This is a genomic window from Siphonobacter sp. SORGH_AS_0500 (assembly GCF_002838835.1).
In the GTDB taxonomy this organism is placed as follows: domain Bacteria; phylum Bacteroidota; class Bacteroidia; order Cytophagales; family Spirosomataceae; genus Siphonobacter.
Genome location: NZ_NHPP01000006.1, coordinates 1 through 12,909, shown reverse-complemented (window position 1 = coordinate 12,909; position 12,909 = coordinate 1). Strand labels below are relative to the sequence as shown.

Annotated in this window: 7 protein-coding genes and 1 pseudogene; 1 reads left to right on the top strand and 7 read right to left on the bottom strand. The window is 45.5% G+C overall.

Going from position 1 to position 12,909, the window contains the following annotated elements; translation table 11 throughout:
• Window position 1: 1 nt before the first annotated feature.
• The 7 genes and pseudogenes from BWI96_RS08180 to BWI96_RS08150 all read right to left on the bottom strand — a co-directional run bounded on the left by BWI96_RS08180 (window position 2) and on the right by BWI96_RS08150 (window position 11,613).
• Window positions 2-1,849 carry a RagB/SusD family nutrient uptake outer membrane protein gene (locus tag BWI96_RS08180; RefSeq protein WP_106636176.1) on the bottom strand — a complete coding sequence of 616 codons (1,848 nt, stop codon included), beginning with the start codon at window positions 1,847-1,849 and terminating at the stop codon, window positions 2-4.
• Window positions 1,850-1,860: 11 nt separating this feature from the next.
• The gene (locus BWI96_RS08175) at window positions 1,861-4,998 is read right to left on the bottom strand and encodes a TonB-dependent receptor (protein ID WP_106636175.1); all 3,138 of its coding nucleotides are present in this window, start codon (window positions 4,996-4,998) and stop codon (window positions 1,861-1,863) included.
• Between the two features lie 406 nt (window positions 4,999-5,404).
• Window positions 5,405-7,241: pseudogene (gene glmS, locus BWI96_RS08170) on the bottom strand (glutamine--fructose-6-phosphate transaminase (isomerizing)).
• Window positions 7,242-7,577: 336 nt separating this feature from the next.
• On the bottom strand, window positions 7,578-8,054 hold the full coding sequence (locus tag BWI96_RS08165; protein ID WP_106636174.1) for a PA2169 family four-helix-bundle protein: 477 nt from the start codon (window positions 8,052-8,054) through the stop codon (window positions 7,578-7,580).
• 171 nt (window positions 8,055-8,225) lie between these two features.
• Entirely contained in the window at window positions 8,226-9,251 is a 1,026-nt protein-coding gene (gene fbp / locus BWI96_RS08160) for a class 1 fructose-bisphosphatase (protein WP_106636173.1), read from the bottom strand.
• Window positions 9,252-9,537: 286 nt separating this feature from the next.
• Entirely contained in the window at window positions 9,538-10,473 is a 936-nt protein-coding gene (locus tag BWI96_RS08155) for a DMT family transporter (protein ID WP_232793640.1), read from the bottom strand.
• 24 nt (window positions 10,474-10,497) lie between these two features.
• Complete coding sequence (locus BWI96_RS08150) at window positions 10,498-11,613, bottom strand: AI-2E family transporter (RefSeq protein ID WP_106636172.1); 1,116 nt, start codon at window positions 11,611-11,613, stop codon at window positions 10,498-10,500.
• A gap of 206 nt (window positions 11,614-11,819) precedes the next feature.
• Between BWI96_RS08150 and BWI96_RS08145 the strand changes: the two genes are divergently transcribed.
• Entirely contained in the window at window positions 11,820-12,194 is a 375-nt protein-coding gene (locus BWI96_RS08145; RefSeq protein WP_106636171.1) for a Rid family detoxifying hydrolase, read from the top strand.
• Window positions 12,195-12,909: the final 715 nt, after the last annotated feature.

Below are 12,909 nucleotides of genomic sequence, written 5' to 3'. Positions count from 1 at the left end.
ATTAATGGAAAGGATTGCGTACGATTTTGGGATTATTGTTAATAACGGACTGATCGATTGACGAATAATAATTGCCTAACTGAAACAGACGCGGAGCCCGATACCGGGGTGCCGCCAATTTCTCGAAAATGTATTTTCCATCTTTCGGGTCACCCGGACGCACGACGCGATAGGGATACAGGGCAAACGCCATGGCGTCGGGGTTACTCGTACTGCCATTCCAGATTTCATGGGCAATCCGCCAGCGTTTCAAATCCCAGACGCGGTGATCTTCGAAAGCCAGCTCCACGCGACGCTCGTTCTGAATTTTCTGAATATTCAGCGTTTTCAAACTATTCGCCGGGAAACCCGCCCGCTGACGAAGGGTATTCACATACTGAAGAGCATCGGCGGTTTGTCCGAGCTCAAGAGCGGCTTCGGCAGCGTTCAGATACATTTCGCCCAGCCGGAAACGCACCCACCACATATCGCTCCGAACGCCGCGGGTGCTCGCCATCGGGGCAGGGTCAATGTATTTACGCAGATAAAAACCAGTGTTAGATACTTCCGTTTGTGAACGCTGAGGGCCTGAGGTTCCCGTTAGCAATTTCCCATCCGTATAGTTTGCTCCCAGGGTGTTGGATTCTACGTTCTGATAGGCACTCCCATTCCAGACTTTTACCCCCGCCTGAATCTGTACTTCCTGTCCGCGAAAGCTGGTTCCCGGATAGATAATCGTTCCGTACAAACGAGCGTCCTTATTGGCAAAAATGTCCTGTGGGCGGTCGTAATAGATGTAATCGCCGTTATCAGCCGTACGATTTTTCAGTTCACCAGAGCTTCCATCCAGGTATTCATAATCCTCTACCAGATTTAGCGTAGGCGTTACCGCCGACGAACCGAGGTTATCCTCCCGAACCCCACGAGCGATGTTATCGTAGGTAAATCCGTGGCGTTTATCCTTAGCCGTCAGGAAGTCCTGAGCCATGATTACTTCGCGGTTATTTACTTTTTTAGTAATCGCCTCAAAGAAATTTTCACCCAGGTTCGGATTTGACTGATACAGCGTGTACGCTCCTGAATTGATGATTTCCTTCGCTGCCGCCAGAGCTTTCGTGTAATAGTCCGTCGCCCGATTGGCCGGAATGCCTACTTCCCCGTTGGGTAAAGTAATGGGAGCGGGCATCTGGTTATTGTACTTGGCAATAGATCCCGCGTACAGCATCGCCCGGCTTTTCAGAGCCAGAGCGGTATACTTGTTAGCCCGGGTGTTACTACCTGAGTTACCCAACTGATCCTTAACGGCATCCAGTTCAGAAGCAATGAAATCATACACTTCGGCTTCCTTATTGCGAGGCTGTTGCAAAGGCGTTGGATCGCCGCTGAAATCGTAGATCAGTTGTTTGGTTACCAGCGGAACACCCCCCATACGTTTCACTAACTCGAAGTACTGATAGGCCCGCAAGAAACGTAATTCCGCCGAAAACTGAGTCTTCTGGGCAGCAGTGAGGGTATTTCCGTATCGTTCAATACTTTCCAGAGCCAGGTTAATGTCCCGAATCAGGCTATAATCCCACAGCCGCCAACGTTCAAAACCATAGGAAATGATGTTATTTCGTCCATCATCGTTACCCGACCACATAGCCTCATCATAAGATGCGAATTCGGCCCACCCGTTATCAAGCTGAGTGTGTGCAGGTAAACGGTTGTAATAGTTAGCCAGCAGGCTGGTTATCATTTTTGCGTCATTCCAAACCTGTTCTTCGGTAATCAGCGTGGGTGACTGTCGCTCCAGCCAATCCCCTTCCTTACAACTGGAAACCAGTAGTACTAAAGCGGCCAGAATGAGTTGTTTATAGTTCAGTTTCATGGAAATATCAATTAAAGATTTAAACTAAAGCCTGCATTTACCAGCCGCTGCTGCGGATAAACCAGACCATTTCCTGAAGAAATTTCGGGGTCAATGCCAAACTTCTTGACGTTATCAATCGAGAAGAGGTTTGTCCCATTGATGTACACTCGTAGACCCGAAAGTTTGATTTTCCTCAGCACTTCAGTCGGGATATTATAAGCCAATTCCAGATTCCGAAGGCGGATGTAACTTACGTTCGTTAACCAGAAATCACTTTTGCGGAAATTCACGTGACTAGGGTTATCCTTGCGGATAGCAGGATAGGTTCCGGGGACCCAGGGACTGTCGGGGTTGAAGGGATCTTCGCGGTGCCAGCGATCTTCCAGCATGTAATCGGGCGAATTACCGTTGTTCTGGAAAGGAATTTTCAATTCCCAGTCCCGCTGGAAAGTCTGCATGGTGGCTCCGGCAAAATCAAACTGTAACGTAAAGTTTTTCCAGGAAACGCTACTGTTGATACCAAAACTCACATACGGGTTGGCTCCCTCGGCAAAACCAATGGGGCGTTCGTCTAGTCCATTAATGATTCCATCACCGTTTACGTCTTTATAGATGAAGTCTCCGGGTAACTGGGTACGGTTGCCCTGGCCATCGTTGTTTACCCCGTAGTTATCAATTTCCGCCTGCGACTGGAAGCGACCAATCACCTGGTACCCCCAGTTGATGTTAGCCCAGCGTTGATTCCAGGAGTTACGATACTCATCCCAGGAGTTACCAAAACGGGGTTTGTAAATCCCCTGCACATCCCAGCGACGAGCTACTGTTCCGTTGACGCTGAAGGAATACTGCACATCATTCCACTTGTTCCGATAGGTTAAAATGCCCTCAAAACCCCGATGAGAATCAGAATTCAGGTTTTCATTAGGAAGGGAATACCCCACTTCACTGGGTAACAGAACATCGTAACGAGCCGCAGGCAAACCCTGACGAAGACGTTCGAAGGCATCAAACGTACCCGAGAATTTTCCGTCGAAGAACGAGAAATCAATCCCGATGTTCCGGTTGGTATTGGTTACCCATGACAGGTTAGTAATAGGTAATCCGCGAGGCTGTAATCCTGTAATCAGGTTGCCATCAAATACCGCCGTTCCGCTGTTCCAGTTATACCCTGGAGAGTAGCTGTAGGGAGCCACAATAAAACCGTCGTTAATCAGATCGCTACCCGTTTTACCATACGAAACCCGAAGTTTCAGATCATCCAGAAAATGGGCAGTATGATCTTTCAGGAATGGTTCCTGCGATAGCCGCCAGCCCAAAGACACACCAGGGAAGAAACCATAACGCTTGCCGGGGGCAAAGAGAAAGGAACCATCATAACGCCCTACGATCTCGGCCAGATACTTCTGTTTGTAGTTGTAATTAAATCGACCAATGTAACCTGCCCGGGCCTGTACGTTCCACTCGTCCGCCAGATAATCCTGGTTGGCGAAATACTGAATGGGGATGTAGTTATTGGGCGGCACGGTATGCACAACCATGTATTTATTATCCTGATCGTACCGCTCATACGCAGCTACTGCTGACAGGCTATGGTCACCCAGTTGCTTGTTATAACTCAACTGAATCTGAGCAAATCGGTCGATAATATTACGTTTCCGACGTTCTCTCCAGGGATTCTGATTACCGCCCCCCGGTACCAAGTTATAGGTATCCGTCGGCTCATCATAACGATAAGCATTATACGTATATTCAAATCCATCAAAATCGAAATTAGTAAAAGCATACGAATACGTTCCTTTTACGGACAGCCCGAAATCAAAATCGTACTGAGCGTAGAAGTTTCCTTTTCCGTTCATCCATACTTCATCGACATAACCCGTCACATCTTTTTTATACGTAGCAGGGTTTACGTTTACGTTGTGAGTCTGATTGATGTAGTTAGGGTTATCGTTTGCATACGGACGCTCCGTAGGCCACATGGTGAAGATGCTCAGGAACGGATTGAAGTAGTCGTCCAACCCCGGAACCCCCACCTGACTACGTAACTCCCGACGGGCACTAAGCTGGGTACCAATTTTGAAACGCTTCGCCAGAGCCACTTCTACGTTGGTTTGCAGGTTGGTCCGGTTGAATTTATAGTCTGGGATTAAAGCCTGCTGATCCAGGTGTCCGATTGACACATAATAGTTTACCGTTTCATTGGCACCTGAGGCATTGGCATTCAAAGAATACTGCGGTACGTTAGGTCGCATGACCATATCATAATAATCGAAGCTCCGATACCCTTTTTCAGTACCTGCTTTCCACTTAGCTAGTTCTTCGGGAGTCCACGAAGTGGTAATTCGCTGATTCTGATCTGATTCGATCAATCCACGAACGTATTGATAGGCATTTGCAGGTCTGGGATAACGGGTAAAATTCTGAACGCCATAATACCCATTGATGTTGATTACTGGCTTAGAGCCCGCTTTTCCACGCTTGGTTGTTACCAGTACTACCCCATTGGAGGCCCTCAATCCGTAGACTGCGGCAGAAGCATCTTTCAGGATAGAAATGTTATCAATATCATTCTGCCCGAGGTTATTGAAATTACCTGCATCTGAAGGAACGCCATCAATGATAAACAGAGGCGTCCCCATGTTCCGAATCTGAATGCTCGTGCTGGCACCCGGACGGGCATCTGCCTGACGAGCCGTAATCCCCTGAATTTTACCCACTAAAGCTCCAGAAGTAGTGACTGCTGGCGTACGAAGCAGGTCGGATGACTTCAAGGTTCCAACCGCACCCGTTACCGTTGCCCGCGACTGGGTGGTGTATCCTACCACCACTACTTCGGTCAGGTTTTTGGTATCCTGCTGTAACGTAATGGTCATTTGCGTCAGCGACCCTACCGCCATTTCCTGTGGGGTATAACCCACAAAGCTGAAAATCAGTGTAGCATCACTGTCCGGTACGTTGATCCTGAATTTTCCTTCTACATCCGTAACTACTCCACGGGTTGTTCCTTTTAATAAGACACTTACGCCCACCAGGGGCTCACCACTGGTATTAATCACGGTTCCCGAAACGGGGACATCTGCCGCCTGCACTACGGCCAGATGAAGACTGAAGAAGAGGAATACAAGTAACCAGCGAAAGGGGTCACTCCTCCGTAAAAGTCGACGCATAGAAATAAGGTTTATAGAGTAATTGTAAGCAATAGGATTCCACTCACTCCACCTGGCGAAGTGTGAAAAGAGGTAATTAGGCGTGAAGTTCAAGAAGAGAAAAACGTTAGTTTTTCCAGGTTCTTGGAAAACAGGTTTTAAGTCATAGTGGAAAGGTTAAAATCCTGGGCAGGTCCTTTTGAGGTGTAGACGTCTTCTTATAATATTCACTATCTAAGAAAATTGTGAACTTATCTACTATGCAAATATATTATCCCACGCTAACTCTAACTCCCTGAAATTTGCTATCCACTGACTGTATTTTGATTATTTATATAATAATTACTATATTTTTTGCACATAAATTTACTTATGACACTAAAAAACCACCTTTGCAGGTGGTTTCAAACACTTCATGAAAGATTTGTTACTCTACTGTAACTGATTTTGCCAGGTTACGCGGCTGGTCTACGTTACAACCTCGCATGACAGCGATATAGTAAGACAATAATTGCAGAGGAATTACTGATAATAGCGGCGTCAGAATCTCGTGCGTGATCGGAATTTCAATGACGTGGTCTGCCATGGTTGGAATTAGCTTGTCGCCTTCCGTTACTACCGCAATTACCTTCTTTCCGGGCCTTTACTTCCTGAATATTCGAGACAATTTTTTCGTAAGACTGGTCCTTTGTCGCAATGAAAACGACGGGCATATCCTCATCAATCAAAGCAATCGGACCGTGTTTCATTTCAGCCGCCGGATAACCTTCGGCGTGGATATAACTGATTTCTTTCAGTTTTAAAGCACCTTCCAGAGCAACCGGGAAATTGAGTCCGCGACCGAGGTAAATAAAGTTACGGGCGTTGCTGAACAAGGCTGAAATCTGCTCGACTTTTTCGGCATTCTTTAGCACTTTCTCAATTTTCTCGGGAATGCGTTCCAGTTCGAACAGGAATCGGCGGAAGGTATCTTCGTGCAGACTGCCTTTCCGACGAGCTACCGCAATGGCCATCTGGGTTAATACCGACACCTGAGCGGTAAATGCTTTGGTAGAAGCAACGCCAATTTCAGGTCCGGCGTGGGTATAAGCACCCGCGTGAGAAATGCGGGGTATGGAAGCTCCGACCACATTACAAATACCCAGAATGATGGCTCCTTTTGACTTAGCCAGCTCTAAGGCGGCCAGTGTATCCATTGTTTCACCAGATTGTGAAATGGCAATGACCACGTCCCCCTCTTGGATGATCGGGTTTCGATACCTGAATTCAGAGGCATACTCTACTTCAACGGGAATCCGGGCCAGCTCTTCAAATATATACTCGGCTACCAGCCCAGCATGCCAGGAAGTTCCACAGGCTACAATGACTATTCGCTGAGATTTGGCAATGTCATCCAAATATTCGCGAAGTCCACCCAAAACCAAGTGGCCTTCATCAGCATTCACCCGCCCTCGTAAACAATCTTTCACCGAACGCGGCTGCTCAAAAATTTCCTTGAGCATGAAATGTTCGTAACCGCCTTTCTCAATCGCCTCCAGTTCCATTTCAATATGCTGGATGTAAGGCGACTGAATAATATTTTCGATATTCTTGACGGTTAACTCGCCATTGCGAACCACCGCAATCTGAAAGTCATCCAGGTAAATAACGTTGTTCGTATACTCAATAATCGGTGTAGCGTCGGAAGCAAAAAAATACTCTTGCTCTCCTACGCCAATTACCAGTGGGGAGCCTTTGCGAGCTGCGATGAGCTGATCGGGATGCTCTTTGCTCATTACTACAATGGCATAAGCTCCAACCACTTCCTGCATGGCTAACCGGATGGCTTCTTCAATCGAACTATACGTTTCTTTCTGAATGTCTTCAATAAAATTTACGAAAACCTCTGAATCAGTGTCCGAACGAAACTCGTAGCCTTTGTTCTGTAAATTCAGCTTAATAGCTCCGTAATTTTCAATAATGCCATTGTGAATAATGGCCAGGTTTCCCGAGTGAGAATAGTGGGGATGGGAGTTCCGGTCGCTAGGTTCGCCGTGGGTAGCCCAGCGAGTATGCCCGATACCGACGTTACTTTTCAGATTTTCATCGGTTAGCGAAGCCTCCAGATCACTTACTTTTCCCTTCTTTTTATATACCTGTAGACCGTCTCCGGTATTTAAAGCGACCCCTGCGGAATCATAGCCTCGATATTCTAAGCGTTTTAATCCCTTAATAATGAGCGGATAGGCATCCCGGTGTCCCACATAAGCTACAATTCCACACATACGTTTAATTTTTGACTCTTCTTGGTTAATAAAAACGGGGCTGGATAGTAAGAAAAGAACTCATATTATCATTAGATATTCTTAATTACTAATTCGTTGCTTCAAAAGAACGACATCCCGTTTATATTCAAAAACAAAAAGCCAATAATTTTACTTAAATACCTTAAAATCAAACAATTAATTAATTATTTTAAATTTATATCTTGGAATAATAAAAAAATTTAAATAGAATAAATTGCTTTATTTTCAACGCTTATGTATCAGATTATCAATAAAAAAGGCGATTCCATTATTGGAATCGCCTTCTATTTTTAAGACAAAATGCCTATGAATCTACTAGTCTAGTTTAGCGTGCAGATCGCGGTATTTTTTCACCGCATCATGCGAATCTTTCAGCTTAGCTTTCTGAGTGCTAATTAACTGACGGATATCTGTCGACATGTTTGCGTCTGATTCGAGAGCCGTTTGATAGGCTTCCTGAGCGGCATCTTCACCGAACTCGCAGTTTTCCAGAATCGCTTTACGGTCTTTGCCAGTAAACGCTGCTTTCACGTCCATCCATACCCGGTAGAATTTACCTGAAGTAGTCGTTTCGTCGGTTGGCGTACCACCCAGATTTACGATTTCGCGGCTCAGTTCATCGCGGTAGGTACGGCTTTCATCCGCAAAGCGGTTAAAAAGAGCCTTCAGATCTACGTCTTCGAGTTCTGTTTCGTTTACTGCTTTTTCGTATCCTGAAATCCGGTCGTTATTAATACGTACCAGATCATTTAAAACATCTACTAATTTTTCGTTGGTTACTGTAGTTTCCATGACTTATAAGTTTTATGTGGTTGATAGTCACAATACTAAGGGTTAAAAAAGCAGACCCATTTCATTAATCCCTGAAAATCAAACACTTAATTATATATAAGTTATAAAAATTTGTAGAAAACAGTTCCCGAACGAGTAGAAGTGGGCAATTGACTTCTGTCAATCTACCCGTTATTTAGCCGCCAGCATTTCTGCTTTTTGCAGCGTAATTTTTTCTACTTCCTTTACCATATTCGTTGATCCAATGCATAAAGCACTTCGCTGATGTAAATTCTTAATTTTTACCTCCATTAATCGCTGTTTACCGTCAGTAGCTAAACCGCCCGCCTGTTCAATGATAAAAGCTAACGGATAGCATTCATACAATAAGCGTAGTTTTCCGTTAGGGGTTTTAGCCGTTGGAGGATAGAAATATATCCCTCCTTTCAGAAGATTCCGGTGGAAATCTCCTACCAATGAACCGATGTACCGGGAAGAATAACGACGGGTACGGCAGGTGTCCAGGTAATCGGAAATAGGCTCTGGAAAGTCCAGAGCGTTGCCATCATTAATGGAATAAATGGACCCATCTTCGGGAATTTTGATGGTTGGATACGACAGAAAAAATTCACCGAGCGAGGATTCGTAAGTGAATCCATTCACACCGTGTCCAGTAGTGTATACCAGCACGGTTGAGGAACCGTATAATACGTAGCCCGCCGCTACCTGAGCATCGCCACCCTGTAGAAAATCATCCAGGGGTACCTTCGTTCCCACAGGGCTCAGGCGACGATAAATGGAAAAAATGGTTCCGATTGAAACATTTACATCAATGTTGGAAGAGCCATCGAGCGGATCAATTGCCACCACATAGCGGGCATCGTCGTTCCCCGTCATTACGATATTTTCTTCTTCTTCAGATACAATTCCTGCCACTTCTCCTCCATTACGTAAAGCCCGCATAAAGCGAATATGAGCGATCATATCCAGTTTCTGCTGCATTTCACCCTGAACATTAGACGTTCCGATGGCACCGGTCACATCCACTAATCCAGCTTTGTTGATTTCACGATTGACAATTTTGGCGGCGATGGCAATGTCACGTAATAACTGCGACAATTCCCCAGTAGCAAAGGGAAAAGCATCCTGGTTACGTTTGATAAAGCGATCCAGAGTAACGCCTACGGGAAGAGCGATGGTTTCATCCAGAAAAGTCATAGGTTATGCTCGTCTTTGGGTGGTTATAAATAGTTTATAGAGATATGGATTTTACTCAGCACTATGATTTCACGAGCAGAGCTTCGAAAAGCCCAGACCCAATCGATTTCTGCGAACAGAAATAACCCTGATCGATTTATTAAAAAAATTAAATAATATACTGTAGGAAAGAGGCTAGTAACTGCTGATTATAAGACGTTTAATTAATTACCATACCCTTGCTTTTTCTAAGAAAAATCTAATGCTTTTTTACAGAAACTGATACTAATAAGCATGACAGCATGTATCAGGAAAGCTTTCCATCTGTTTTTTTCTTCCAGGCTATCAGTACGCCCCCACTAATAATCAAAGTAATGCCTAAACTCATGACGAAGGAAGGAAGGGGGTCGCCCAGAATGATTCCGAAAAGTAGAGAAAATACAATATTAGAGTACCCTACCGCTGAAACGCGACCCGCTTTATCCATACTCAGTGAACGGGTCATGCATAATTGAGCAAGTAAAGCGGCCAGTCCCATCATTAACAGTATTGCCCATTCCCAACCCTGAGGCCAGACGAAGCGACCAATCAGCCAGTGATTAACGTCAGGGAACAAACTTCCCGTTAGCATAGAGAGAGCCGGGAGAATCAGCCCTGATAACATAAAGGAAAGAACAATGGCCCGCGTATCATAATACCGATTCAGGCTGCGAATGGATAGGTACGAAACGGCAGTTAATATCGCACAACTCAGCCCGATCAAATGCCAGCGGAGGGGCATGGTAACGTCCGGTCGGAAAATGAGTAGAATTCCCAGAAAACCCAGCCCGATAGCCAACCATTCCCGACGATTTAGTTTCTCGCCGAAGAATAAAAAGGAAAGAATGCTTAAAAAAATGGGATAGGTGTATTGATAAGCCGAGGCCGTTCCCAGACTCAGGGTCCGAACGGAATAGAAAAGCATATACAAAGAGGCCGTTCCCACTACACCCCGAAAGATTAACAACAGTGGCTTTCCGCCCGGCTGCTGCATGGGTTTCTGTCTTAAGCTGATCAGGATGGAAATAACTCCCACGAGGTTTCGGAAAAATACCAGTTCAACGGCCTCAAATCGGGAACTCAGTTGCTTGGCTATCAAGGTCATTCCAGCAAACAGAAACGAAGCCAGTAACATTAATGCAATGGCTGAGGACGCATAGCGTTGGTAAAAAGTCTTTTTCGCAGGAGTAACAGTTTCGATCATGAACTAGGGAGAAAAGGTATTGGCTCAACTCATTTTCTCCCCTGCTCGTTCCCAAAAACGCATCCAACGCGGAAACATTGACTGTCTGGCATCTTCGGGCTGGTCGTCTCCAATCAATATACCCCAGGGTTCGAGGCCTTCTACCCGATCAAAAACTACCTTCATTAAAGCAATAGCCGGAATGGAAAGGAACATTCCTGAAACACCCGCCAGAGCACCTCCCACCAAAACCCCCACGATAGAAACCAGAGCATTCACTTTGACTTTTGAACCCACAATCATGGGAACCAGAATGTTATTGTCAATGAACTGTACCACTAGAAAAACACCCACAACTCCCAGTAACACGCCAGGATCGGGGTTATTAACGAAGGCTATTAATACGGCCAGAATGGTGGCAACAATGCCGCCAATGTAAGGAATCAGGTTGAGGATGGCGGCGATAGCACTGAGCATAATAGCGTATTCAACCTTTAAAGCCAGTAACCCTACTGCATTTAAAATCGCTACACAGAGCGTTTCCAGCAATAAGCCAACTACGTAACTTTGAATCACGGTCTTCACCTGCCCAATGATTTCCCAGACTTTTTCCGCCGCTTCTTCTGCGAATAAGGATACAATGAATTTGAGTAACATGGCCCGATAATAGAGTAACAGAAAGATGTAAATGGGTAATAAGGCCAGCGTTCCTAATGGACCGGAGATGGCTGAAATAGCTCCGTCACTCTGCAAGCTCTCCAGCGTTTTTTCCTGCACCTGTTTTACGTACTGGGCCTGCTTGCCGTAACTTACCCGGTATTCACTGCGAATCCAGCGGCGGGCATCGCGGTAAAAGTCATTGATATGGGCCTGAAGCTTGGGAATATCGTCCGAAAAATCCGCGATTTGCACGGAAATAAAGAAACCAACGGCGATTAGAAAAGACATGGCCAGAAAGAGGGTCATACAAATGGCAATGACTTTATGAAAACCCCGCTTCATGAACCAGGCTTCGACGGGGCGTAACAGGATGGCCAATAAACCCGCCAGTGCCAGCGGAACAATTATTTCTTGACCAATGTAGATTCCGTACGTCAAAAGGGTAAGAATGATCAACACGTGCGACATACGGTGATACAAAGGACGACTGGACGAAGGCATGGCGTTGCAGTAAAATGTGGAACCGAATACTAAGGTTAGGTAATATAGACACCCCAAAGGCGTTTTTTACGAACCTGACCTGTTTTAAATTTTAACAAAAACTCAATTCTAATTAGAAAGTTTTAAGGAATCAATCTCGTCGAGTTTATCCGAAGAACTTCGAGGATTTTTATATCTTGCCTCCTTAATTACTTGTTTCGAGACCAATGAAAAAGCAGATTATTTTTACCCCTAATGCTCCCGCACCCATCGGCCCTTATTCCCAAGCCATAAAAATTGACGGTAGAGTATATGTTTCAGGCCAGATTGCAGCCGATTTAGCCTCTAGTGGAGCCGGCGTAGCCGCCGAAGCTCGTCAGGTTATGATTAGCATCGGAGAAATCCTACAGGCGGCTGGTATGAATTACCATAACATTGTTAAAACCAGCATTTTCTTAAAGGACATGAATGACTTTACCGTAATCAATGGTATTTACGGTGAATTTTTCTCCGGCGATTATCCCGCTCGTGAAACCGTTCAGGTATCTCGCCTGCCCAAAGATGTATCGGTAGAAATTTCAGTAATTGCCATGGAAGACTAAGTTCTTCTTTCGCTGGCAGTTGATTTGAGGTAGTATAGGCGGCCTGTGGAATCCACAGGCCGCTTTTTTATTTTATGGATAAAGCCGTGATTTCATTGCGTCTGTTTAGGAAACAGAAATCATTTGAATTGTAATAAAAGCCGCCTCTTACCCAGACGCGATGAAGTCGCTTCTCTGCCTGAAATGCTTGATTGCTATGCTTTTGTCGGATTGGCAATCATCCACCGAGGTTGGTGTCCTCACCAACCACTAGGCTTTTTTTATCATTGGCTGGTGAGGACACCAGCCAGGGCGGGAGGAATTCGTAAGTGCGTTAACCTACCCACCCGTCCCCCGGATTGTCATCCGGGGCTATCCAGATTCAACCCCTCCGGGGTTAAGGTCTCCATTTTCAAACCTCTTCCCTACCTTTCCGCCCTAGTTGGTGAGAACACCAACTACTATGCTTTTTGGCTGGTGAAGACACCAGCCATAGCGGGATACCCAAAACCCCGGATTATCATCCGGGGCTATTGATAATTAAACCCCGCTGGGGTTATAACTCCCATTTTCAAACCTCTCCCCTACCTTTATGGGTTTTTATCTCTCCAAACTCCAAACTCCAAACTCCAAACTCCAAACTCCAAACTCCAAACTCCAAACTCCAAACTCCAAACTCCAACTCCAAACTCCAAACTCCAAACTCCAAACTCCAAACTCCAAACCGTAGCGACGG

Coding starts and splice junctions, on each gene's coding strand:
- BWI96_RS08180 (WP_106636176.1), bottom strand. CDS start 1,849: ATGAAACTGAACTATAAACAACTCATTCTGGCCGCTTTAGTACTACTG.
- BWI96_RS08175 (WP_106636175.1), bottom strand. CDS start 4,998: ATGCGTCGACTTTTACGGAGGAGTGACCCCTTTCGCTGGTTACTTGTA.
- BWI96_RS08165 (WP_106636174.1), bottom strand. CDS start 8,054: ATGGAAACTACAGTAACCAACGAAAAATTAGTAGATGTTTTAAATGAT.
- fbp (WP_106636173.1), bottom strand. CDS start 9,251: ATGACTTTTCTGGATGAAACCATCGCTCTTCCCGTAGGCGTTACTCTG.
- BWI96_RS08155 (WP_232793640.1), bottom strand. CDS start 10,473: ATGATCGAAACTGTTACTCCTGCGAAAAAGACTTTTTACCAACGCTAT.
- BWI96_RS08150 (WP_106636172.1), bottom strand. CDS start 11,613: ATGCCTTCGTCCAGTCGTCCTTTGTATCACCGTATGTCGCACGTGTTG.
- BWI96_RS08145 (WP_106636171.1), top strand. CDS start 11,820: ATGAAAAAGCAGATTATTTTTACCCCTAATGCTCCCGCACCCATCGGC.